The 21,122-nt window shown below is 71.2% G+C and carries 22 protein-coding genes and 1 tRNA gene; 5 read left to right on the top strand and 18 right to left on the bottom strand.

Features of this window, described 5'->3' with window-relative positions:
- The first annotated feature begins 103 nt into the window (after nt 1–103).
- A complete protein-coding gene (locus tag MTES_RS13815) occupies nt 104–637 on the top strand; it encodes a methylated-DNA--[protein]-cysteine S-methyltransferase (protein WP_013585888.1) in 534 nt (177 codons plus the stop codon).
- Nucleotides 638–797: 160 nt separating this feature from the next.
- Here MTES_RS13815 and MTES_RS13810 read toward each other — a convergent pair whose 3' ends face one another.
- Nucleotides 798–2,414, bottom strand: coding sequence for a cation acetate symporter (locus tag MTES_RS13810; protein ID WP_013585887.1), 1,617 nt, complete (start codon nt 2,412–2,414; stop codon nt 798–800).
- A complete protein-coding gene (locus tag MTES_RS13805; RefSeq protein WP_013585886.1) occupies nt 2,411–2,764 on the bottom strand; it encodes a DUF485 domain-containing protein in 354 nt (117 codons plus the stop codon). The genes MTES_RS13810 and MTES_RS13805 overlap by 4 nt, the downstream gene beginning before the upstream one ends.
- Nucleotides 2,765–2,909: 145 nt before the next feature.
- Between MTES_RS13805 and MTES_RS13800 the strand changes: the two genes are divergently transcribed.
- On the top strand, nt 2,910–3,761 hold the full coding sequence (locus tag MTES_RS13800) for a response regulator transcription factor (RefSeq protein ID WP_013585885.1): 852 nt from the start codon (nt 2,910–2,912) through the stop codon (nt 3,759–3,761).
- A gap of 125 nt (nt 3,762–3,886) precedes the next feature.
- Nucleotides 3,887–4,171, top strand: coding sequence for a hypothetical protein (locus MTES_RS13795; protein WP_013585884.1), 285 nt, complete (start codon nt 3,887–3,889; stop codon nt 4,169–4,171).
- 56 nt (nt 4,172–4,227) lie between these two features.
- On the opposite strand, the gene MTES_RS13790 is transcribed toward MTES_RS13795, so the two are convergent.
- The 7 genes from MTES_RS13790 to paaA all read right to left on the bottom strand — a co-directional run bounded on the left by MTES_RS13790 (nt 4,228) and on the right by paaA (nt 9,687).
- Nucleotides 4,228–4,962 carry a hypothetical protein gene (locus MTES_RS13790; protein WP_013585883.1) on the bottom strand — a complete coding sequence of 245 codons (735 nt, stop codon included), beginning with the start codon at nt 4,960–4,962 and terminating at the stop codon, nt 4,228–4,230.
- A gap of 33 nt (nt 4,963–4,995) precedes the next feature.
- A complete protein-coding gene (locus MTES_RS13785) occupies nt 4,996–5,766 on the bottom strand; it encodes an enoyl-CoA hydratase/isomerase family protein (RefSeq protein WP_013585882.1) in 771 nt (256 codons plus the stop codon).
- Nucleotides 5,767–5,773: 7 nt separating this feature from the next.
- A complete protein-coding gene (gene paaE, locus MTES_RS13780; protein WP_013585881.1) occupies nt 5,774–6,913 on the bottom strand; it encodes a 1,2-phenylacetyl-CoA epoxidase subunit PaaE in 1,140 nt (379 codons plus the stop codon).
- A complete protein-coding gene (gene paaD, locus MTES_RS13775) occupies nt 6,913–7,392 on the bottom strand; it encodes a 1,2-phenylacetyl-CoA epoxidase subunit PaaD (protein WP_013585880.1) in 480 nt (159 codons plus the stop codon). Before paaD ends, paaE begins: the two co-directional genes overlap by 1 nt.
- Entirely contained in the window at nt 7,386–8,222 is an 837-nt protein-coding gene (paaC, locus tag MTES_RS13770; RefSeq protein ID WP_013585879.1) for a 1,2-phenylacetyl-CoA epoxidase subunit PaaC, read from the bottom strand. The genes paaD and paaC overlap by 7 nt, the downstream gene beginning before the upstream one ends.
- 200 nt (nt 8,223–8,422) lie before the next feature.
- On the bottom strand, nt 8,423–8,728 hold the full coding sequence (paaB, locus tag MTES_RS13765) for a 1,2-phenylacetyl-CoA epoxidase subunit PaaB (RefSeq protein ID WP_013585878.1): 306 nt from the start codon (nt 8,726–8,728) through the stop codon (nt 8,423–8,425).
- Nucleotides 8,728–9,687 carry a 1,2-phenylacetyl-CoA epoxidase subunit PaaA gene (gene paaA / locus MTES_RS13760; protein WP_013585877.1) on the bottom strand — a complete coding sequence of 320 codons (960 nt, stop codon included), beginning with the start codon at nt 9,685–9,687 and terminating at the stop codon, nt 8,728–8,730. The genes paaB and paaA overlap by 1 nt, the downstream gene beginning before the upstream one ends.
- Nucleotides 9,688–9,790: 103 nt before the next feature.
- Here paaA and MTES_RS13755 point away from each other — a divergent pair, with 103 nt between their 5' ends.
- Entirely contained in the window at nt 9,791–10,453 is a 663-nt protein-coding gene (locus MTES_RS13755) for an HAD family hydrolase (RefSeq protein WP_013585876.1), read from the top strand.
- Nucleotides 10,454–10,583: 130 nt separating this feature from the next.
- On the opposite strand, the gene paaK is transcribed toward MTES_RS13755, so the two are convergent.
- From paaK to MTES_RS13710, 9 genes are all read right to left on the bottom strand, one after another.
- Nucleotides 10,584–11,894: a phenylacetate--CoA ligase PaaK gene (gene paaK / locus MTES_RS13750; RefSeq protein ID WP_013585875.1), complete on the bottom strand. Its 1,311-nt coding sequence runs from the start codon at nt 11,892–11,894 to the stop codon at nt 10,584–10,586.
- The gene (gene paaI, locus MTES_RS20035) at nt 11,891–12,583 is read right to left on the bottom strand and encodes a hydroxyphenylacetyl-CoA thioesterase PaaI (protein ID WP_013585874.1); all 693 of its coding nucleotides are present in this window, start codon (nt 12,581–12,583) and stop codon (nt 11,891–11,893) included. Before paaI ends, paaK begins: the two co-directional genes overlap by 4 nt.
- A complete protein-coding gene (gene paaZ / locus MTES_RS13740; protein WP_148272885.1) occupies nt 12,580–14,634 on the bottom strand; it encodes a phenylacetic acid degradation bifunctional protein PaaZ in 2,055 nt (684 codons plus the stop codon). The genes paaI and paaZ overlap by 4 nt, the downstream gene beginning before the upstream one ends.
- Complete coding sequence (locus MTES_RS13735; protein ID WP_013585872.1) at nt 14,631–15,524, bottom strand: 3-hydroxyacyl-CoA dehydrogenase family protein; 894 nt, start codon at nt 15,522–15,524, stop codon at nt 14,631–14,633. The genes paaZ and MTES_RS13735 overlap by 4 nt, the downstream gene beginning before the upstream one ends.
- A complete protein-coding gene (locus MTES_RS13730; protein WP_013585871.1) occupies nt 15,521–16,435 on the bottom strand; it encodes an enoyl-CoA hydratase/isomerase family protein in 915 nt (304 codons plus the stop codon). Before MTES_RS13730 ends, MTES_RS13735 begins: the two co-directional genes overlap by 4 nt.
- Complete coding sequence (locus MTES_RS13725; protein WP_013585870.1) at nt 16,428–17,618, bottom strand: thiolase family protein; 1,191 nt, start codon at nt 17,616–17,618, stop codon at nt 16,428–16,430. The genes MTES_RS13730 and MTES_RS13725 overlap by 8 nt, the downstream gene beginning before the upstream one ends.
- A gap of 290 nt (nt 17,619–17,908) precedes the next feature.
- Nucleotides 17,909–18,772, bottom strand: a complete 864-nt coding sequence (locus tag MTES_RS18590; protein WP_158309757.1) for a DUF4436 family protein — start codon at nt 18,770–18,772, stop codon at nt 17,909–17,911.
- A gap of 39 nt (nt 18,773–18,811) precedes the next feature.
- A tRNA-Arg gene (locus tag MTES_RS13715) sits at nt 18,812–18,884 on the bottom strand.
- A 14-nt stretch (nt 18,885–18,898) separates the two neighbouring features.
- Nucleotides 18,899–19,738, bottom strand: a complete 840-nt coding sequence (locus tag MTES_RS13710) for an NRDE family protein (RefSeq protein WP_013585868.1) — start codon at nt 19,736–19,738, stop codon at nt 18,899–18,901.
- 177 nt (nt 19,739–19,915) lie between these two features.
- Here MTES_RS13710 and coaBC point away from each other — a divergent pair, with 177 nt between their 5' ends.
- On the top strand, nt 19,916–21,118 hold the full coding sequence (gene coaBC / locus MTES_RS13705) for a bifunctional phosphopantothenoylcysteine decarboxylase/phosphopantothenate--cysteine ligase CoaBC (protein WP_013585867.1): 1,203 nt from the start codon (nt 19,916–19,918) through the stop codon (nt 21,116–21,118).
- The last annotated feature ends 4 nt before the right edge of the window (nt 21,119–21,122 follow it).

Here is a 21,122-nt window from a genome sequence, read left to right as displayed (position 1 = left end):
CCGTCGGATCGGCTGTTCCTCCCCAGGATGCCGAATCGCGAGGTCGTCCCCGGTTCCGGGCAGAAGCCCGATGGGCGGTCTCGCCGGTCACGAGGATGAGCGTATGAACACCGTCACCAGCACCGAATACGACAGCCCGATCGGCCCGATCCTCCTCACGTTCGTGAACGATGCCCTCGTGCGGCTCGACGTCGCACACGACGGCATCGACCTCGCCCGGGCCGAGATCGCGCAGCGGCTCGGGGTCCTGCCCGAGCCCGACCCCGACGGTGCCGTCGACCTGCGCGAGCAGCTCGACGAGTACTTCGACGGCGCGCGGCGGCACTTCGAGGTGCCGCTCGACTGGCGACTCGTGCAGGGCTTCACGCGGACCGCCCTGCAGGCCACGATCGACATCCCGTACGGCGAGATGGCGTCATACGGCGAGGTGGCGATCCTCGCGGGAGCCCCGGGGGCCGCGCGCGCGGTGGGGACGGCGTGCGCGAAGAGCCCGTTCTCGATCGTCGTGCCCGTGCACCGCGTCGTGCGTGCCGACGGGTCGATCGGCGAGTACGGCGGGCACCCCGAGGTGAAGGAGTACCTGCTGTCGCTCGAGAACGACGTGGTGCTCGGGGAGGGGCTGCGCGGGACGGGGTGAGGTCGCCGCGCCGGGTGAGGGGCGGTGGGGGCGTAGGGGCGTGCGAGCGCGGAGCATGCCCCGGCTCGGGGGGCGCCGGCGATGGCCCCCACGACGCGAAGCGCCCGGCCCCGTGGCTGTCGCCGACGAGACCGGGCGCCCCCGCTCCACAGAGCGGTTCTCAGTGGGTGGACGCCTTCTCCGCACCGAAGCCGGTGAGCGAGCGCACGTCCATCTCCGCCGCCTTTCCGGCATCCTCGGCGCGGCGCGAGGTGATCGAGCCGAGCCAGCCGAGCAGGAAGCCCAGGGGGATCGACACGATGCCCGGGTTGTTGAGCGGCCAGATCGCCACGCCGGCGTCGACGAACACGCTGGTGGGCGTGCCCCAGAAGACCGGCGAGAGGAAGATCAGCACCAGGGCGGAGCCGAGACCGCCGTACATGCTCCATACGGCACCGCGCGTGGTGAAACGGCGCCAGAAGAGCGAGTACAGGATGGTCGGGAGGTTCGCCGACGCCGCGACGGCGAAGGCCAGCGCGACGAGGAACGCCACGTTCTGCCCCTGGACCCCGATGCCGCCGATGATCGCGAGCACACCGATGACGATGACGGTGCGTCGGGCGACCTTGACCTCTCCGTCCGGCGGGACGTTGCCCTTCTTCACGACGCTCGCGTAGATGTCGTGCGCGAACGACGCGGCCGCGGTGATGGTCAGACCGGCAACGACCGCGAGGATCGTCGCGAAGGCCACCGCCGAAATGAACCCGAGCAGGATCGGGCCGCCGAGCGCGAGGGCCAGCAGAGGAGCCGCCGCGTTGACGCCTCCCGGCGCCGCCAGGATGGCATCCGGTCCGACGAGGGCGCCCGCACCGTAACCGAGCACGAGAGTGAGGATGTAGAACAGGCCGATGAGCCAGATGGCCCAGACCACCGACCGCCGGGCCTCTTTGGCCGTGGGCACCGTGTAGAAGCGCATGAGCACGTGGGGCAGGCCCGCCGTGCCCAGCACCAGGGCGAGCGCCAGGGAGATGAAGTCCCACGGGTTCTTGCCGTACTGGAGACCGGGTGCGAGCACCGCCTCCCCCTTCGGCGAGGCGGCGACGGCCGCTTCGAGAAGGGTGTTGAGGTTGAAGCCGTTGATCGCGAGCACCCAGATCGTCATGACGACGGCGCCGCCGATGAGAAGGAACGCCTTGACGATCTGCACCCACGTCGTGCCCTTCATACCGCCGATGAGCACGTAGACGATCATGAGAAGGCCGACCACCGCGACGACGATCGACTGCCCCAGTCGCTCCGTGATCCCGAGCAGGAGGGAGACGAGTCCACCGGCACCCGCCATCTGCGCGAGCAGGTAGAAGAAGCACACCGCGAGCGTCGTGATCGCCGCCGCCATACGGACGGGGCGTTCCCGGAGGCGGAACGAGAGCACATCGGCCATCGTGAACTTGCCGGTGTTGCGCATGAGCTCCGCCACCAGCAGCAGCGCCACCAGCCAGGCGACGAGGAAGCCGATCGAGTAGAGGAAGCCGTCGTATCCGTTGATCGCGATCGCGCCGACGATCCCGAGGAACGACGCCGCCGAAAGGTAGTCGCCCGCGATGGCGAAGCCGTTCTGGGGTCCCGTGAACGAGCGCCCCGCGGCGTAGTAGTCGGCCGCGGTCTTGCTGTTACGGCTGGCCCGGATGACGATGAACAGCGTCACGGCGACGAAGGCGCCGAAGATCGAGATGTTCAAGACCGGGTTGTTCTCCACCGTCTGGACGGCGGCGTGGACGGTGCCGAAGACCTCGTTCATGCGGTCCCCCGCTCGGTGCGCTCGAGCTCATCGCGCAGTTGCTCCGCGAGGGGGTCGAGCCGACGGTTCGCATATGCGACGTAGCCCATCGTGATCGCGAACGTCGTGACGAACTGCCCCAGACCGAACAGGAGCCCGACCGTCACGGCGCCGAACACCGGCTGCGCCATGAACTCCGGCGCGAACGACGACAGCAGCACGTAGACGAAGTACCAGACGAGGAATGCGACCGCGAGCGGGAAGATGAAGCTGCGCTGCCGCTTCTTCAGATCGCGGAACGGTGCGGACTCCTCGACCGCGATGTAGTCGACGCCGCCTCCCGGGGCGGGGTCGATTCTTCTGTCCGTCATGTGGCCTCCTTGCCTCATGGGACCGGTGCAACATCGCACCGATTGGGGGGATGATGACCCGGGATGGTGGAAGCGCTCCCGGTGGTAGGGTCGACGCTACGAAAGGCGGCGACGCAGCCGTCACCCCCGGAAGTAGGTAGTTCTCTTGGGAGCACCGACCGTTCTTCGCGACGACGCGACACTCGTGTCTCACGCCGTCGCCGAACTCGCGCGCCGCACCCATTTCCCCCTCGCGTTCGGCGGCCTGGAGCACAACGGAGCCGTCCACGTCACGACCATCGTCGGAGCGCGCACGCGCAGCATCGAGGGACTCGTCGTCCGCGCCGAGCGCGGCCTCGGCGGACGCGCCCTCGTCGAGCGACGCCCGCGGATGACATTGGACTACCGCACCGCGCGGTCCATCACGCACGACTACGACCGCGCCATCCTCGGCGAGGGCATCGCGACGCTGTTCGCCGTTCCGGTGCTCGTGCGCGGCCACGCGCGGGGCGTCCTGTACTGCGGATCCTGGGCGCAGGCACCGGTCGGGGATATCGAGGCGCGCCCCGCGTTCGACGTCGCGGGAGAGCTGGGCACCGAGCTCCGTGTGCGCGAGGAGGTGGATCGCCGCCTCTCCACGATGCCGTCGGGCGACAACGGACTGAGCGTGGGCGTGCGCGAAGAGATCCGCGAGAGCTACGCGCAGTTGCGCAGCATCGCCGCCACGGTCGGCGACGATGACGTGCGCCGGCGTCTCGAAGAGCTCGAGGCCCGTCTGGCCGCTCTCACCGGGGACGCCCCGCGCTCCGGCGAGGACGCCGACATCCACCTTTCGCGCCGCGAGATCGACGTGCTGGCGTGCGCCGCGGTCGGGTCGACGAACGGTGAGATCGCGGCATCCCTCCACCTCCGTGAAACCACCGTCAAGTCGTATCTGGCATCGGCGATGGCCAAGCTCGACGCCTCGACGCGGCACGCCGCGGTCGCACGCGCCCGTCGGGCGGGTCTGCTTCCCTGACCCGCGTGCGCGCCCTCTGTGCGCTCGGTGAGAATCCCCTGGAAATGGATGCCAGAGCTTGAGGGCCGCGCGGATTCTCGGCATCGTGGCTGGCTCCTGTCGTCGACAAAGAAGGAGAGCCACGAATGCTGACGCTCACCGAAGAGGCCACGACCGCCGTCAAGACCATCACCGCGCAGTACCCCGACGCCGCCCAGGGCGGGGTGCGCATCGAGGGCGCGGGTTCGCCCGAGTCCCAGTTCTCGCTGTCGGTCGTCGACGGCCCGCAGCCGCAGGACGCCGTCGTCGAGCACGCGGGCGCGCGGGTGTTCCTCGACACCGACGCCGCCGCCGTCCTCGATGACCGCGTCCTCGACGCGCAGATCGACCCGCAGGGCTCCGTCCAGTTCGCGGTGACCTCCGCCGCCTGACGCGCACTGTGTCGACGATGCCCCGGCCGTGTGCCGGGGCATCGTCGTTTCGCGGGTCAGCCGCGGAAGATGACGATCTCGTTGTTCACCGCGTCGTAGACGAACTGCAAGGCGGTCCCCGCGGGGAAGTCCGTCTGCGCGCGCTCGGGGGTGCCGTCCCGCAGGAGCATCGTCATGTTCGCGGGAAATGATCCGGCGCCGCACGTGCTCAGGAAGAACTCGCCGTCGTACGAGAACCCGCCCCCGCCCGCCGTGTCGAGCAATTCCGGCTGCCACACCGTCATGCAGCGGGCTGCTCCCTCGGCGTCGTAGTACGACGGCTGCGAGATCACGCGGAAACCTTCGAACTCCTCGAACGCCGTGACGTTGCCCGTGATCCCCACCGTGAGCGAGCTCGGTACCTCGAAGTCCGGGTCGGGTGCCAGCCGGGCGATCTGCGTCGCCCCGGCCTGGAGCGGATCGGTCTGCACCCGCTGCACGACCACGAGCACGGTGGCCAGGGTCGCGACGACGAGCGCGGCGGCGGCCAGCAGAATCACCGTCGAGCGGCGCAGGCGCGGCCGTGTGATCCGCGGCCGGGCGGGGGTGGCATCCGGGATCTCGCTCTCGGCGGGGGCGACCGGCTCCTCGGGCACGGCGGGGGCCGACGCGGGCGCCTGCTCGGTCGCGTTCGCGCGGGCCTCGAGTTCGATCAGACGCCGGAGGGCATCGGGATCCGAGGCGATGTCGGCAGAAGGCGAGTACGCCCGGCGGCGCAGCTGAGCGAGTTCGTCTTCTTCGTCGATCGACATGAGCCGATTCAATCAGCAGCGGGTGCTCACGCGTCAGCGCCCCCGGAACTCCGGCGTGCGTTTGGCCTGGAAGGCGGCGAAGCCCTCGCGGTAGTCATCGGTCCGCGCGAGAGCGGCCTGCGCCCGGTTCTCGAGCGCCATCGCCTCCCACAGGCCCAGCCGCTCGTCGCGGATCGCCGTCACGATGCGCTTGCTCGCGCGGAAAGCCTCGGTGGGACCGGCCGCGGCCCGACGGGCGGCGAGCTCGGTGGCATCCTGAATCTCGGATGCCGGGACCACCCTCGAGAACAGTCCGGCGCGCACGGCCTCCTCCCCCGTCAGCATCCGACCGGTGTAGATGAGGTCGAGCGTGGCGTGGGTGCCGAGACGCTCGGCGAACAGGGCGTGGCCGCCCGAGTCGAGGGTCGCACCGAGCGCGGCGAACGGCGAGCCCACCTTCGCGGTATCGGCGACGAAGACGACGTCGGTCGCGATGAGGAGCCCGAGGCCGACGCCGAGGCACGCCCCGTGGGCGGCGGCGAAGGTGGGAGCGGGGAAGGATGCCATGCGCCGGAGGAGCGGCGCGAGAGTGGCCTCGAGGTATCCGGCGACGTCGTCGGTGGCCGGGTCCACGCCCGCGATGTCGCGGCCGGCGCAGAACGACGGCCCCTCCCCGCGGAGGAGCACGGCGCGCGCGCCGTCGGCCTCGGCTCGGTCGTACGCCTCGGCGAGCGCCCCGAGGGCGTCGAGGCCGAGCGCGTTTCGACGGGCGGGGGCGTTCAGCGTGATGATCGCGAGGTCGTCGGCGTGGGAGTAGTCGATCACGGCATCCCTATCCGTCGTAGTCGACGCGCACGGTGTCGGAGGTCGGGTGCGATTGGCAGGTGAGCACGTATCCGCGCTCGATCTCGTCCGGTTCGAGGGCGTAGTTCTCGGTCATCGACACCGACCCCTCGATCACGCGGGCGCGGCACGTGCCGCACACTCCCCCGGCGCACGCGAACGGCACGTCGGGGCGCACGCGGAGGGCCGCGGCGAGGATCGTCTCGTTCGCCGACACCGGGCTGTCGACGTGGGCAGACTGCCCGTCGAGGGTGATTTCGATCGAGCGGACGGGCTCATCGGCGCGCACGCGCACGGGGCGCGCTCCCCCGGTCTGCGCCGGTGCGTTGCCGTCGCCGGCGGTGAAGAGCTCGAAGCGCACACGCTCACGGGGAACACCCGCCTCGGCGAGCGCCTCGCGGCACACCTCGACGAGCGCGAAGGGACCGCAGAGGAACCACTCGTCGACGGATGCCGGATCGATGAGCCGCGACAGGATCAGGCGCAGGCGCTCCTCGTCGAGCCGGCCCGAGAACACGGGAGCGGCGCGCTGCTCGCGCGAGAGCACGTGGTGCAGCGTCAAGCGCGAGGGGTAACGGTCCTTGAGGTCGGCGAGCTCGTCGACGAACATGACGTCGGTCGAGGAGCGATTGGCGTAGACGATCGTCATGCGGGCGTCGGCGGAGCGCTCGAGCACATCGGCGGCGAGCGCCATGATCGGGGTGATCCCCGAACCCGCCGCGATCGCGACCACGTGCCCGGTCGACGTCGACGCCCTCGAGACGAAGGTGCCCTGCGGGCTCATGACGTCGATCTCGTCGCCGGGGCGCAGGCCCTCGTGTGCCCAGCTCGAGAATCGGCCGTCGGGGTCGCGCTTGATGCCGACGCTGATCGTTCCCCGAGCGGGCGGGCGGCACAGGGAATAGGAGCGGCGGAGCTCCTCTCCGTCGACCGTGGCGCGCAGGGCGACGTACTGGCCAGGCGCGTAGTCGAAGGCATCCGCGATGTCGTCCGGGACGGCGAACGTCACCTCGATCGCGGTCGGCGTGAGGGGCCGCACGTCGGCGACACGCAGGGTGTGGAAGCGCGCGCGGGCGCGCGGGGCGGGCGTCGCAGCGGGGCCGGCGGCCGTGGCATCCGTCATCGTCATCAGAGGGCCTTGAAGTGATCGAAGGGTTCGAGGCAGGCGCGGCATTCCCACAGCGACTTGCACGAGGTGGAGCCAAAGCGCGAGAGCTCGCGGGTGTCGAGCGACCCGCAGCGAGGACACACGACGCTGAGCGTCAGACGGATGGGACCGGCCGGAGCGCGACCCGTCGGCGGGGCGATGCCGTACTCGCTGAGCTTGCGGCGGCCCTCGTCGCTCATCCAGTCGGTGGTCCACGCGGGGGTGAGGGTGGTTCTCACCACGGCGTTGTCGAAGCCCGCCGAGGTGAGCGCGAGGACGATGTCGTCGCGGATCGCCTCGACCGCGGGGCATCCCGAGTAGGTGGGGGTGATCGTGACGGTCACCGTGTCGCCGTCGACCCGCACGTCGCGGAGCACACCGAGGTCGTCGATCGTGAGCACCGGCACCTCGGGATCGACGACGGCCGCGGCCACCTCCCGGGCGTGTTCGACGCTCACCATGTCGCCCCCGGGTGCCGGCGGGCCAGCACCTGCATCTCAGCGATCAGGGGGCCGAACGACGGGTGATGGATGCCTCGGCGTCCGCCGGCGGACGACGCGGGGATCGCCGGCACGGGGACGTCTTCTTCCGCCAGAACCGCGGCGAGTACCTCGTCGGCCCGCGTGCGCAGGGACGACGGCCGGACCGCGATGCCGTCCAGACGTTCGTGCAGCGGCTCGTCGCGGAAGAGCTCGTCGAGGTACGGCCAGGTGTCGTCGAGGGCGACGAGGAAGCGGCGGCGCGATTCGTCGGTTCCGCCCGCGAGACGCAGCGTCCACTGCACGGCGTGATCGCGGTGGTAGTCGACCTCTTTCTCGGCCTTCGCGGCGACGGCGGCGAGCACGGGATCGGTGGATGCCGTGAGGTCGCGGTACAGCTCGAGAAGATACGTGGATGCCAGGAGCTGGCGCGCGATCGTGTGGGCGAAGTCGCCGTTGGGAAGCTCGAAGAGCCAGGCGCTGCGGAAGTCCGGCTCGTCGCGCCAGTAGGCGAGGTCGTCTTCGCTGCGCCCGTCGTAGCTGCCGGCGTAACGCAGGAGCGAGCGGGCGTGGCCGAGGAGGTCGAGGGCGATGTTGCCGAGGGCGACGTCTTCCTCGATCTCAGGGGCGCGGGCGATCCAGCCGCAGAGGTTCTGCGCGAGGATCAGCGCGTCGTCGCCGAGGCGCAGCGCGTAGGCGGCGACGTCGGGGTCGGTGGTGCGATCCTCTCCCCCGGCGAGCTCGGCGCCGAGTTCGCGGGCGTCGAGCGAGACGTCACCGTGCGGGTCGGGGGCGTCGACAGGCTCAGCCACCGCAGCCGCTTCAGGTCGAAGGGACCGATCCCCCGCGTCGGGGGCTTCGACGGGCTCAGCCACCGCAGGCCCGTCAGGTCCCTGAGCCTGTCGAAGGGACCGGGACCCGCTCTGGGGGGCGTCGACAGGCTCAGCCACCGCAGCCGCGTCAGGTCCCTGAGCCTGTCGAAGGGACCGGGACCCGCTTTCGGTCGAGGTGCTCACAGGTGCGGCACCCCCTCGGACGCGGTGTAGTAGACCGCGTGCCGGTAGTTCTTGCCCGCCGGCGACTCGAAGAAGGCACCCTTCTGTCCCGGATCGCTCGTGGTCACGGCGTCCGAAGGCACGACCCACACCGACACGCCCTCGCCCCGACGGGTGTAGAGGTCGCGCGCATTGCGCACGGCGAGCTCGGCGTCGGGGGCGTGGAGCGAACCGACGTGCACGTGGCTGAGGCCGCGGTTCGCACGGACGAACACCTCCCACAGGGGCCAGGTCTCGGCGGGGCTACCGCCCGGGGTCGCCATCAGGCGGCCACCTTGGCGCTCTTCTTCGCGGCGTACGCCGCGGCGGCCTCGCGCACCCACGCACCTTCTTCGTGCGCGTCGCGGCGGTGCTGGCGGCGCATCGTGTTCAGCGGTCCGCGGCCGGCGAGCACCTCGTGGAACTCGCTCCAGTCGATCTCGCCCATGTCGTACTCGCCCGTCTCCTCGTTGAAGCGCAGGTCGGGGTCGGGCAGCGTCACCCCGAGCACCGCCGCCTGCGGCACGAGCATCGAGACGAAACGCTGACGGAGCACGTCGTTGCTGAAGCGCTTGATGTTCCACGCCGTCGACTGCGCCGAATTGGGCGAATCGTCGTCGGGAGGACCGAACATCATCAGACTCGGCCAGTACCAGCGGTTCACGGCATCCTGAGCCATCTCACGCTGCTCGTCGGTGCCCTGCATGAGGGTGAGAAGGATCTCGAACCCCTGGCGCTGGTGGAACGACTCCTCTTTACAGATGCGCACCATCGCGCGCCCGTAGGGTCCGTAGGAGGCGCGGCACAGCGGCACCTGGTTGCAGATCGCGGCTCCGTCGACGAGCCAGCCGATCGCGCCCATGTCGGCCCACGTCGGGGTCGGGTAGTTGAAGATCGACGAGTAGCGTGCCTTGCCGTCGACGAGCTGCTGCGTCATCTCGTCGCGCGTGATGCCGAGCGTCTGCGCGGCCGAGTAGAGGTAGAGGCCGTGGCCCGCTTCATCCTGCACCTTCGCCAGCAGGATCGACTTGCGCTTGAGGCTGGGCGCCCGGGTGATCCAGGCTCCCTCCGGCTGCATGCCGATGATCTCGGAGTGCGCGTGCTGGGAGATCTGACGGATCAGCGTGCGGCGGTAGCCCTCCGGCATCCAGTCCCGAGGCTCGATGCGACCGTCCGCCTCGATGAGGGCGTCGAACATCGCCTCGCCCTCAGCGGCGTCGGGAAGGGGGGCGGTCATCGTCATCGTCGACTCCTTTACAGACCGATCGTTCAGTAAAACTGTAGCGGAGGGCGGAGGGCACCGCAACGGTGCTGCGGCTTCTCGCGCAAGCGGATGAAGTGGGGTCATGGCCGACACCGCGATCTTCGACGTCGACGGCACCCTCGTCGACACCAACTACCAGCACGCCCTCGCGTGGTACCGCTCGTTCCTCCGGTTCGACATCGTGCTGCCGATCTGGCGTATCCACCGGGCGATCGGCATGGGCGGCGACCAGCTCGTCCCCTCCCTCACGAGCGACGACGTCGAGAACGCGCACGGCGAGGCGCTGCGCGCCGCGTGGACCGAGGAGTTCGAGCCCTTCATCGACGAGGTCCGCCCCTTCAACGGCGCCCACGACCTGCTCGTCGCGGTGAAGGAGCGCGGTTTCCAGGTGGTGCTCGCGAGCTCCGGCAAGAGTGACCACGTCGAGCACTTCCTCGACCTCGTCGACGCGCGCGATCTCGCCGACGCGTGGACCACCTCCGACGACGTCGAGGCCAGCAAGCCCGCGCCCGATCTCGTGCAGACCGCGCTCGACCGGGTTCCCGGCTCCGGCGGGATCATGATCGGCGACTCCCCCTGGGATGCCATCGCCGCGGCGAAGGCGCACATCCCCACGGTCGCGGTGCGCACCGGCGGCTTCGCGCCGGAGGAGCTTCGGGATGCCGGGGCGGTCGAGGTCTTCGACAGCCTCCGCGACCTGATCGCCGGCCTCGACGACACCCCGCTGGCGCGCGCGGGGTCCTGACGACGCGCCGCCGCCGCGGCCGCCGCGTCGCCGAGACCGTGTGCGTTCGTCGAGACCGCATCCGATCGGCATCGAACGGGTGCGGTCTCGACGAAGCAGTGCGTCCTCGGCGCGGGCCGGCGGCCCGGGGTCAGCGCAGGTCGTAGACGCGCTTGTACTTGCCCTCGCTGCGGGGCAGCGTGCCGGGCTCCTCGACGCGCACGTCGACACTCGTGCCGATGAGCACCTTGATGCGTTGCTGGAGCACGACGCCGGCGGCCTCGCACACCTCGCGCTCGAGGGCCGGATGCCGTTCGATGCGGACGGTCATGGCATCCATTCGCCCCTCTCGCCGCAGCTCGAGCACGAAGTGCGGGGTGAGCTTCTCGATCCCCAGCACGATCTCCTCGATCTGCGTCGGGAAGAGGTTCACGCCGCGCAGGATGATCATGTCGTCGTTGCGCCCGGTGATCTTCTCGATGCGCCGCATGGCCGGGAACGCGGTGCCGGGCTGCAGGCGGGTGAGGTCGCGCGTGCGGTAGCGGATGACCGGGAAGGCCTCCTTGGTGAGCGAGGTGAAGACGAGCTCGCCGAGCTCGCCGTCGGCGACGGGCGCGCCCGTGTCGCCGTCGATCGTCTCGGGAAGGAAGTGATCCTCCCAGATGTGCGGTCCGTCCTTGGTGAGGGCGCTCTCGGATGCCACGCCCGGACCCATCACCTCGCTGAGGCCGTAGATGTCGACGGCGACGATGTCGAGGCGGCGCTCGATCTCTCGACGCATCTCGTTCGTCCACGGCTCCGCACCGAGCACCGCGACCCTGAGCGAGGTCGAGCGCGGGTCGACGCCCGCCGCCTCGAGCGCATCGGCGATGGTGAGGAGGTAGCTCGGCGTGCAGAGGATGGCATCCGGTTCGAAGTCCTGGATGAGCTGCGCCTGCCGAGCGGTCTGCCCGCCCGACATCGGGATCACGGTCGCGCCGAGCCGCTCGATGCCCGCGTGGGCGCCGAGTCCGCCGGTGAACAGGCCGTAGCCGTAGGCGTTGTGCACGCGATCGCCGGCGCGGATGCCCGCGGCGCTCAGCGATCGCGCGACGAGATCGGCCCAGCGGTCGAGGTCGCCCGCGGTGTAGCCGACGACGGTGGGACGCCCGGTCGTGCCGGATGATGCGTGGATGCGACGGACATCGGGCATCGGCACGGCGAACATGCCGAAGGGGTAGGTCTCGCGCAGGTCGGCCTTGGTGGTGAACGGCAGGAGGCGGATGTCGTCGAGGCTCCGGATGTCGTCGGGACCGACGCCGGCCTCGTCGAACTTCCGGCGGTAGAGGGCGACGTTGTCGTAGGCGTGGCGCACCGTCCATTGCAGGCGCTCGAGCTGCAGCGCACGCAGACTCTCGAGTGGGATGCCGGTGGGATCGACGGATGCCAGGAAGTCCGGGCGCGATGCGGTCGTCAGGGTCATCGGGACACCTCCGTGGTGCGGAGCGCGCCGTCGCGCTCGGGGTCGTTCGAGGGCTGGGGGCCGGAGGCTTCGACAGGCTCAGCCACCGGCGCGGCCGAGGTCCCTGAGCTTGTCGAAGGGACCGGAACCGCCGCGGATCGGCGGCCGGAGGCTTCGACACGCTCAGCCACCGGCGCGGCCGAGGTCCCTGAGCTTGTCGAAGGGACCGGAACCGACGCGGATCGGGGGCCGGAGGCTTCGACAGGCTCAGCCACCCGCGCATCAGAGGTCCCTGAGCCCGTCGAAGGGACCGGGACCGGCGGTCGCCGATCCGTCGTGATGCTGCGGCCTCGCACCTCGGCGACGAGGTCGCCCTTCTCATCGGTCACGCGGATGTCGTAGAGGCCCGTACGACCGCTGCGGGCCCGCCGCTCGGCCGTCGCCGTGAGCGTCTGCCCCGCGGTGGTCGACTTCAGGAACGTGATGTCCGCGCCCCCGGCGACGGTGACCCGCTCGTCCTCGTTGCACGCGATCGCGAAGGCGGTGTCGGCGAGGGTGAAGACGAGCCCGCCATGGGTGATGGCGAAGCCGTTGAGCATGTCGTCGCGCACGGTCATCGACACGCGCGACTCCCCCGGCTCGTCGTGCTCGACGACCATGCCGAGCATCGCCGACGCGCGGTCGTTCCGCATCATCGGCCGCAGGCTCATGCCGGCACCGCCACGGGAGCGGGTGCCCACGTCTTCGCCACGAGCGTCAGCACGTCGTACTGCGCGACGATCTCGTCATCCTGGTTGCGGATCACGGCGTCCCACCGCACCTCGCCGTACTCGTCGGTCTCGCGCGGGGTGATCTGCTTCGCCGTGAGGGCGACGCGGATGCGGTCGCCGGGTGAGACCGGCGTGACGAAGCGCAGGTTCTCGAGGCCCGAGTTGGCCAGCACCGGACCGGGCGCCGGGTCCACGAACAGCCCCGCCGCCCACGACACGAGGAGGTAGCCGTGCGCAACGCGCCCCGGGAAGAACGGGTTCGCCGCGGCGGACTCCTCGTCCATGTGCGCGTAGAACGTGTCGCCGGTGAAGTTCGCGAACACCTCGATGTCGTCGAGGGTGACCTCGCGTTCGGCCGACTCCACGGCATCCCCGATCCGGAGGTCCGAGAGGGGCTTGCGGAACGGGTGCGTGCCGGCGGAGTCGGTCTCGGCTCCCGGATGCCACACCCCGGTGAGCGCGGTCAGCATGCGCGGCGAGCCTTGGATCGCCGTGCGCTGCATGTAATGGAGCACGGAGCGGATGCCGCCGAGCTCCTCGCCACCGCCGGCGCGGCCGGGTCCGCCGTGCACAAGGTGCGGCACGGGGGCGCCATGGCCGGTCGAGGTGCGCGCGTCGTCGCGGTCGAGGAAGAGCACCCGGCCGTTCATCGCGCCCATGCGGGTGAGCAGCTCGGTCGCGACGTCGGGGTCGTGGGTGGCAACGCTCGTGACGAGCGAGCCGCCGCCGCGCGCCACGATGGTCGCCGCGTCCGCGACGTCGGCGTACTCGACGATGCTCGCGACGGGCCCGAAGGCCTCGATGTCGTTGACGGCCGGGGTCGTGGCATCCGCGAAGGCCAGGAGCATGGGCTGGAGGAAGGCGCCGTCGGCGGGCGCCCCCTCCGGGGCGTCGGCCGAGCCCACGACGAAGCGGCCCCCGGCTTCCTCGAGCGCGCGCACCTGCCGCAGCACCTCGTCGCGCTGCGCGAGCGAGACGACCGGTCCCATCGTCACGCCCTCAGCGCGCGGATCACCGATGACCACACGCTCGGCGATCTTCGCGCGCAGCGCCTCGGCCACGGCATCCGTCGTCCCCCTCGGCACGATCGCGCGGCGGATCGCCGTGCACTTCTGCCCCGCCTTGGTGGTCAGCTCGACGAGCAGTTGCTTGACGTAGGCGTCGAACTCGGGGGTGCCGGGCACGGCGTCGGGACCGAGGATCGAGGCGTTGATCGAGTCGGTCTCGCTCGTGAAGCGCACGCCGGGCTTCGCCTGGGCGCGCAGACGCTCGGCGGTCGAGGCGCTGCCGGTGAACCCGACGGTGTCGCCGAGGTCGAGCAGGTCGAACAGGCCCGGGACGCTGCCGCTCACCAGTTGCAGCGATCCCTCGGGCAGCAGGCCGGTCGCGACGACCATCCGCACCCACGCCTCGGCGACGTATGCCGTCGGGGTCGCGGGCTTGACGATCGTGGGGAGCCCGGCCAGGAACGCGGGCGCGAACTTCTCGAGCGCTCCCCACATGGGGAAGTTGAAGGCGTTGATCTGCACCGCGACCCCGGGGAGGCGCGTGTAGACGTGCCGGCCGAGGAAGGAGCCGTCCTTCGACAGGGGCTCGATCGGACCGTCGAGCACGACCTTGCCGGCGGGCAGCTCGCGCCGCGCCTTCGACGAGAACGTGAAGAGCACGCCGATCCCGCCGTCGATGTCGCTGAGCGAGTCGCGACGGGTCGAGCCGGAGCGCTCCGAGAGGGCGTACAGCTCTTCGCGGCGCTCGTTCAGCGCGATCGCGAGGTTCTTCAGCACCATCGCGCGCTGAGGGAAGGTGAGGGCGCCAAGATTCTTCTGTCCCTCGCGGCGGGCGTAGGCGATGGCGCCCGCGAGATCGAGCCCGCGAGTGCTGATGCGCACGATCTCCTCCCCCGTCGAGGCGTCGCGCACGATCGCCGCGTCGGGGTCGCTCCCGGGCGCCCACCACGCACCGTTCACGTAGCTGGGGAGAAACGTCATCATTCGCTCCATTCGTAGAATCCGCGGCCGGTCTTGCGGCCCAGGTGCCCCTGGGCGACGAGCTCTCGCAGCAGCGCGGGCGGGGTGAAGCGCGCGCCGAACGCGCGCTCGAGTTCTTCGGCGATGCCCAGACGCACGTCGAGACCGACGATGTCGGTCGTGCGGAGGGGGCCCATCGGATGCCGGTACCCGAGCTCCATCGCCGTGTCGATGTCGTGGGCCGAGGCGACACCCTCCTCGAGCATGCGGATGGCCTCGAGCCCGAGGGCGACGCCGAGGCGGCTGGAGGCGAAGCCCGGCGCATCGCGCACGACGACGGCGGTCTTGCCGATGGCCTCGACCCAGTTCGTCGCCGCGCTCACGACCCCCGGTAGGGTGGCCGACCCCGTCACGACCTCGACGAGCGCCGACGCCGGCACCGGGTTGAAGAAGTGCAGGCCGAGGAACCGCTCGGGCCGGCCGAGCGACGCGGCGAGCGCGTCGATCGAGATGGAGGAGGTGTTGGATGCCACAACCGCGTCGCCCCGCACAGCTCCCTCGATCCGCGCGAGGGCGTCGAGCTTGAGGTCGCGATCCTCCGGCACGGCCTCGATCACGAGGCCCGCCTCGGCGAACGCGTCCGCATCGTCTCCGGTGGTCAGGAAGTCGGCATCCGGGATCTTCGTTCCTCGCTCGACCGAGCGAGCAAGGGCGGTCTCGACGCGCTCGCGCGCCTGCCCGGCGGCCGCGGCGTCTCGCTCGACGACGTGCACGCGGGCTCCGGCGAGCAGGAACGCGTGCGCGATCCCCGCGCCCATGCGGCCCCCGCCGAGGACGCCGACGGTGGCGGGGAGGGATGCCGGGGACCCGGCGTTCGCGATATCGGGCGCGGACGTGGTGTCGGGAAGGGTCACTTCTTCTTCCTCTCGAGGAACGCGGTCATGCGCGCGCGTTTGTCGGCGCTGTCGAACAGCTCGGCCTGAAGGTCGCCGTCGATCGTCGGGTGCTCCGCCCGCGGGGCGAGCAGCGCGCGCTTGGTGAGGATGGTCGCGCGCACGGAGTTCGCCGCGATCCGGTCGGCGATCGCGTGCGCGGCGTCGAGCAACGCGTCGGGCTCGTGGATGCTCGACAGCAGTCCCCACGCGAGGGCCTCGTCGGCGTCGATCATGCGCGCGGTGAGCAGCAGCTCGCTCGCACGGGCGTGCCCGACGATCTCGGGCAAGCGCCAGGCCGCGCCGGCGGCGGCGATGATGCCGAGACCGGGTTCGGGGTTCCCGAAGCGCACGCGCGGGGTGCCGATGCGGATGTCGGCGGCGTACGCCAGCTCCGCTCCCCCGCCCAGCGCGAAGCCGTCGATGGCGGCGATCACGGGCATCGGGAGGTGGCGGATGCGGTCGAAGGCGGTGGCGTTGATCCCCCGACGGGCATCGTCGCCGGTGCGCTCGCGCAGCTGGGCGATGTCGGCGCCGGCAGCGAAGATCCCGCCGGCCCCGGTCAGGATCAGGGTGCGCGGCCGCTCCTCGAGCTCCGCGCACAGCGCGTGCAGCTCGTCGATCATCGCCTGGTCGATCGCGTTGCGGCGCTCGGGGCGATCGAGGGTCGCGACGACGCGGTCGTCGCGGGCCTCGATGCGGAGGCGGGGCGCGCTGAGGATCCCGGTCCCTTCGACAGGCTCAGGGACCTCCCCCGCAGAGGTGGCTGAGCCCGTCGAAGCCCCCGGGACCCGACCCACGAGAGCCTCGGTCCCTTCGACACCCTCAGGGGCCTCCCCCGCCGAGGTGGCTGAGCCCGTCGAAGCCCCCGGGACCCCCGCCCCCTCAGCCATCGACCCGCTCCACGATCATCGCCGTCCCCTGCCCCACGCCGACGCACATCGTCGCGAGCCCGTAGCGCGCTTCCTCGCGCTCCAACCGGCCCAGCAGCGTCACCAGCAACCGCGACCCGCTGGACCCGAGCGGGTGCCCCAGCGCGATCGCCCCGCCGTCGGCGTTGACGATCTCGGGGTCGAGACCGAGCCGACGCATGCACGCCAGCGACTGCGACGCGAACGCCTCGTTGAGCTCGACCGCCCCCAGGTCGGATGCCGACAGCCTGGCCTTCGCGAGCGCCTTCTCCGTCGCGGGCACGGGACCCAGCCCCATGACCTCCGGAGCCACTCCCGCCGAGGCGTGCGCGACGATCCGCGCGCGTGCCCGCAGGCCGTAGCGCTCCACCGCCGCCGCGCTGGCCACCACGATCGCCGACGCGCCGTCGTTGAGCGAGCTCGCGTTGCCCGCGGTCACCACCTCGCCGCCCTTCACGACGGGTCGGAGCCCCGCGAGCACCTCGAGCGAGGTGTCTCGCCGCGGCCCTTCGTCGGTGTCGACGAGACCCCGAGGTGTCTCGACACCGACGATCTCGTCGCGGAAGTGCCCGGCATCCTGAGCCCGGATCGCCCGTTCGTGACTCCGCAGGGCGAAGGCGTCGGCGTCGGCGCGCGAGATGCCGTCGACGCGGGCCACCTCCTCGGCGGTCTCGGGCATCGTGAAGGTCGCCCTGTCGCGGGCCGCGAGCCGCGGGTTGGTGAAGCGCCAGCCGATCGAGGTGTCGAACGCCTCGCCGGGCTTCGCCCACGCCTTCGCGGGCTTCGCCTGCACCCAGGGCGCGCGGGTCATCGACTCCACACCCCCGGCCACGACGATGTCGGCGTCACCCGCCCGCACGGCCTGCGCGGCGAGCGCGATCGCGCTCATCCCCGAGGCGCAGAGACGGTTCACGGTGAGTCCGGGAATGGCATCCGGAAGCCCCGCGAGCAGCACGGCCATCCGTGCGACGTTGCGGTTGTCCTCGCCGGCCTGATTCGCCGCGCCGAGGATCACCTCGTCGATCGCCTCGGCAGGAACGCCCGCACGGGCCACGGCTTCGCCGACGACGAGAGCCGCGAGATCGTCGGGGCGGACGGATGCCAAAGCCCCGCCGTACCGTCCGACCGGGGTGCGTGCACCGCCGATGAGAAACGCCTGCGACATCGCCATCCTCTCCCCCGCCGACTCTGGCGGGGTCCGTCCACCTCACCCGTGAGGTTTTCCGACCGATCGTTCAGTAATCATGTCAGAGGACGTCGCGAAGGGCAACGCCGCGTCGCGTCGCGCCGCGTCGCGTCGCCGAGATCACACGATCGGGTCGAAGACACGGACTCCAACCGTGCCCGCGGATGTGATGTCGCGCGGAACGTGTGACCTCGCGGCGTGCAATCGCGGCGTGCAATCGCGACGCGCGGGCGCGGCGCACGCCGCGGCGCGGGAATCCCGACGCTGCCTCAGGCCGGACCGCGCCGCCACCAGGCGATCACGAAGATGACCAGCCCGGCGACCAGCGCCGCGATCACCCAGAGCACGATGAGGTAGTCGATCCACGAGCCGATCGGCGGCGAACCGGGCAGGAAGTTGCGCAGCGGAATGGTCGCGAACACCATCGCGCCCATCCACCCCAGCGTGGTGACCTCGACCTTGCGCCGACCCCGCAGCACCGCGATCGCGACGATGAGCACGAGGGTGGGGATGATGACCATCAGCGTCAGCAGCACGATGCCGAACGCCACCGTCGCCCCCGACCTCGACGCCGAGATGTCCACCGCGAGCAGACCGTCGCCCGCGTCGCGTTCGGCCATCGTGATGTCCCAGCCCGTGACGCCGCGCCCGCTGACCGTCACGGCGGTGGGAAGCGGCACGCTCTCGCCGTCGGCATCATCCACGGCGGCCACGACGAACGACGTCACGTGGTATCGATCGAACGGCCACTGCTCGATCGCCCCGTCCATCACGAACGACACCTCGGTCGGGGCGACCAGCTCGCTCGGCTGATAGTGCACCGCCGTCGAGCCCGCGACCGCGGACACGAGCACGGCGAACGGCTTGTCGATCGTGACGCCGTTCGTGTACTCGCCGCCGTCGGCCTGCTTCGGCAGGAGCGACACGGTCAGGCGGCTGGTCGCGGCATCCATCTTCTCCGGCGTGAGGACGAGCGACACGGCACCCGGCGATACCTCGTCGTCGCCTCGCGAGACGACCCCGCTCCCGCTCGCGTAGAGCACCACGACGGTGACGTAGAGCGCGATGATCGCGACGACGATGCCGCCCACCCCGACGGCGGTGCGGTGCCCGGGCCGCGCTGTGCTGCTCACGAAGTCAGTGTGGCAGAGCCGTGCTGCAGAGAACGGACGTGCCCCCGACAGGATTCGAACCTGCGACGCCCGCGTTAGGAGTGCGGCGCTCTATCCCCTGAGCTACGGAGGCGGGATGCCACCAGCCTACCGCCGCGACAGCGGGTCGCCCGAGAGCAGCCGGGTCGGCAGCCCGGCATCCCAGTGCCCCGGCTCCGCCAGCCGCGCTTCGCGCACCTCGACGCCGTCGGGGCCGATGCTCGCGGCGCAGATGAGCAGCGACTCCAGGACGAGACCGTCGTGGGCGTCGCGCCGCAGGACCGAGGATCCGGGGTCGCGCGTCGCCCGCTCGACGACGTTCATCCACGGCTCCCACCACCCCGATCCCTCGCCGAGCCCTGCGCGCCGGAACTCCTCGAGCCAGCGCGCGATGCGCGGGGTCCCCGGATCGTCGACCGCGTGGTGCGCGACCATGTGCGTGCCGGGGCTCAGCCGCGTGCGCCGGGACTCGCGGCCGTCCCACTCGACGAGGTGGGCACCGGTGGCATCCACGTCGACGAGGTTGAATCCGCGCGTCGGCGGCTGATCCGGGATGCCGTCACCCAGCGCATCGAGGGCGATCGCGCCGCGGCTGACGACCTCGTCGTCCCCGCGGGTGGAGAGATCCTCGCGGTTGAGGAGCACGGCGAGACGCCGCCGGTCGGGATCGACGGCCAGCCACGCCCCGCCCGCGCGGTCGTCGCGCACGCCGAGGACGCCGGAACGGTCGGGCCACCACGGTCCGACCCCGCGCCACGGACGATCACGGTCTTCATCGCGGACGGCGAGAAGGCGCACGGGGTCGCTCGGCGCGGCGGGGACATCGATGACGACGGTGCACACCCGCCCCACGCTACCTGCGCCCGAGAGAACGCTGCCCGCGCACGAGAACAGGGGATGCGACGAGAACAGGGCGAGCGGCGCCAGGTCGGCCTGTCGTCGTCGCATCTCCTGTTCTGGTGACGCCCGCCCCACGGCGCACCGCGACCCGCGGCTCCCGCACCCGCGCCAGCGCCCGACCCGCCCCGCCCCGCCCCGGCCCGGCCCGCCCCGGCCCGCCCCGGCCGCACCGCACACCAGTCCACTCACGCCTCCACCGGCCTGCGCACCTGGAAGACTGGGGCGATGTTCATCGTCGTCGGGGTCACCGGAGGAATCGCCGCGTACAAGACCGTCGGGCTGGTGCGCCTTCTCGTGAAGGCCGGGCACGACGTGCACGTCATCCCCACCGACGACGCTCTGCGCTTCGTCGGGTCGCCCACGTGGGAGGCGATCAGCCGCAACCCCGTCACCACCTCGGTGCACGACGACGTCGCGCGCGTCCGCCACGTCGCCCTCGGGCAGGCGGCCGACCTCGTGATCATCGCTCCCGCCACGGCGAACACCCTGGCCGCGATGACCGCGGGGCTGGCGTCCGATCTCCTCGGCACGACGCTTCTCGCCACGACGGCCCCGGTGGTGGTCGCCCCGGCGATGCACACCGAGATGTGGCGGCACCCGGCGACGGCTCACAACATGCAGGTGCTGCGCTCGCGCGGCGTGCACGTCGTCGGACCCGCCGACGGCGCGCTCACGGGCGGCGACTCCGGCCCCGGCCGGATGTCGGAGCCCGAGGACATCGTCGCCGCAGCTCTCGCGCTCGTCGAGCGTCCGCGCGACCTCGAGGGTGTGTCGGTGGTCGTCAGCGCCGGCGGAACGCGCGAGCCGATCGACCCCGTCCGCTTCCTCGGCAACCGTTCGAGCGGGAGACAGGGCGTCGCGATCGCCCGGGCCGCCGCCGACCGCGGGGCGCGGGTCACGCTCGTCGCCGCGCACCTCGACGCCGACGTCGTCCCCGACCCGCGCGTCGAGGTCATCGCGGTCGCGACCGCCGAAGAACTCGGCAGGGCGATGGATGCCACGGCCCCCGACGCCGACGTCATCGTGATGGCCGCGGCGGTCGCCGATTACTCCGTCGCCTCGGTGTCGGAGCACAAGCTCCGCAAGCAGGACACCCCCGGAGGATTCACCCTCGAACTCGTCGAGAACCGCGACATCGTGGCGGGTCTCGTCGCGGCGCGCCGGGATGGCCAGACGATCGTCGCATTCGCCGCCGAGACCGTCCGCGACGACGACGAGCTCCTCGAACGCGCCCGCGCGAAAGCCGCGCGCAAGGGGGTGGACCTGCTGGCGGCGAACGCCGTGGGGTGGACGCGCGGGTTCGAGTCGGTCGACAACGAGCTCGTGATCATCGGACGCGACGGAGAGATCGTGGCGACGGCATCCGGATCGAAGGACGACACGGCGCACTCCCTGCTCGACGCCGTGCTCACCGCGCAGGGGCGATGAGCAC

The organism is Microbacterium testaceum StLB037, from assembly GCF_000202635.1.
Taxonomy (GTDB): Bacteria; Actinomycetota; Actinomycetes; order Actinomycetales; family Microbacteriaceae; genus Microbacterium; species Microbacterium testaceum_F.
Note: the sequence above shows the minus strand (reverse complement) of the source record. Positions and strands in the feature narration are given on the sequence as shown.

Excerpts from the sequence above, each read along its gene's own strand:
- MTES_RS13815 (WP_013585888.1), top strand. The coding sequence starts at position 104 with ATGAACACCGTCACCAGCACCGAATACGACAGCCCGATCGGCCCGATC.
- MTES_RS13810 (WP_013585887.1), bottom strand. The coding sequence starts at position 2,414 with ATGAACGAGGTCTTCGGCACCGTCCACGCCGCCGTCCAGACGGTGGAG.
- MTES_RS13805 (WP_013585886.1), bottom strand. The coding sequence starts at position 2,764 with ATGACGGACAGAAGAATCGACCCCGCCCCGGGAGGCGGCGTCGACTAC.
- MTES_RS13795 (WP_013585884.1), top strand. The coding sequence starts at position 3,887 with ATGCTGACGCTCACCGAAGAGGCCACGACCGCCGTCAAGACCATCACC.
- MTES_RS13790 (WP_013585883.1), bottom strand. The coding sequence starts at position 4,962 with ATGTCGATCGACGAAGAAGACGAACTCGCTCAGCTGCGCCGCCGGGCG.
- paaE (WP_013585881.1), bottom strand. The coding sequence starts at position 6,913 with ATGACGATGACGGATGCCACGGCCGCCGGCCCCGCTGCGACGCCCGCC.
- paaD (WP_013585880.1), bottom strand. The coding sequence starts at position 7,392 with ATGGTGAGCGTCGAACACGCCCGGGAGGTGGCCGCGGCCGTCGTCGAT.
- paaB (WP_013585878.1), bottom strand. The coding sequence starts at position 8,728 with ATGGCGACCCCGGGCGGTAGCCCCGCCGAGACCTGGCCCCTGTGGGAG.
- paaA (WP_013585877.1), bottom strand. The coding sequence starts at position 9,687 with ATGACGATGACCGCCCCCCTTCCCGACGCCGCTGAGGGCGAGGCGATG.
- MTES_RS13755 (WP_013585876.1), top strand. The coding sequence starts at position 9,791 with ATGGCCGACACCGCGATCTTCGACGTCGACGGCACCCTCGTCGACACC.
- paaK (WP_013585875.1), bottom strand. The coding sequence starts at position 11,894 with ATGACCCTGACGACCGCATCGCGCCCGGACTTCCTGGCATCCGTCGAT.
- paaI (WP_013585874.1), bottom strand. The coding sequence starts at position 12,583 with ATGAGCCTGCGGCCGATGATGCGGAACGACCGCGCGTCGGCGATGCTC.
- paaZ (WP_148272885.1), bottom strand. The coding sequence starts at position 14,634 with ATGATGACGTTTCTCCCCAGCTACGTGAACGGTGCGTGGTGGGCGCCC.
- MTES_RS13730 (WP_013585871.1), bottom strand. The coding sequence starts at position 16,435 with ATGGCTGAGGGGGCGGGGGTCCCGGGGGCTTCGACGGGCTCAGCCACC.
- MTES_RS13725 (WP_013585870.1), bottom strand. The coding sequence starts at position 17,618 with ATGTCGCAGGCGTTTCTCATCGGCGGTGCACGCACCCCGGTCGGACGG.
- MTES_RS13710 (WP_013585868.1), bottom strand. The coding sequence starts at position 19,738 with ATGCGACGACGACAGGCCGACCTGGCGCCGCTCGCCCTGTTCTCGTCG.
- coaBC (WP_013585867.1), top strand. The coding sequence starts at position 19,916 with ATGTTCATCGTCGTCGGGGTCACCGGAGGAATCGCCGCGTACAAGACC.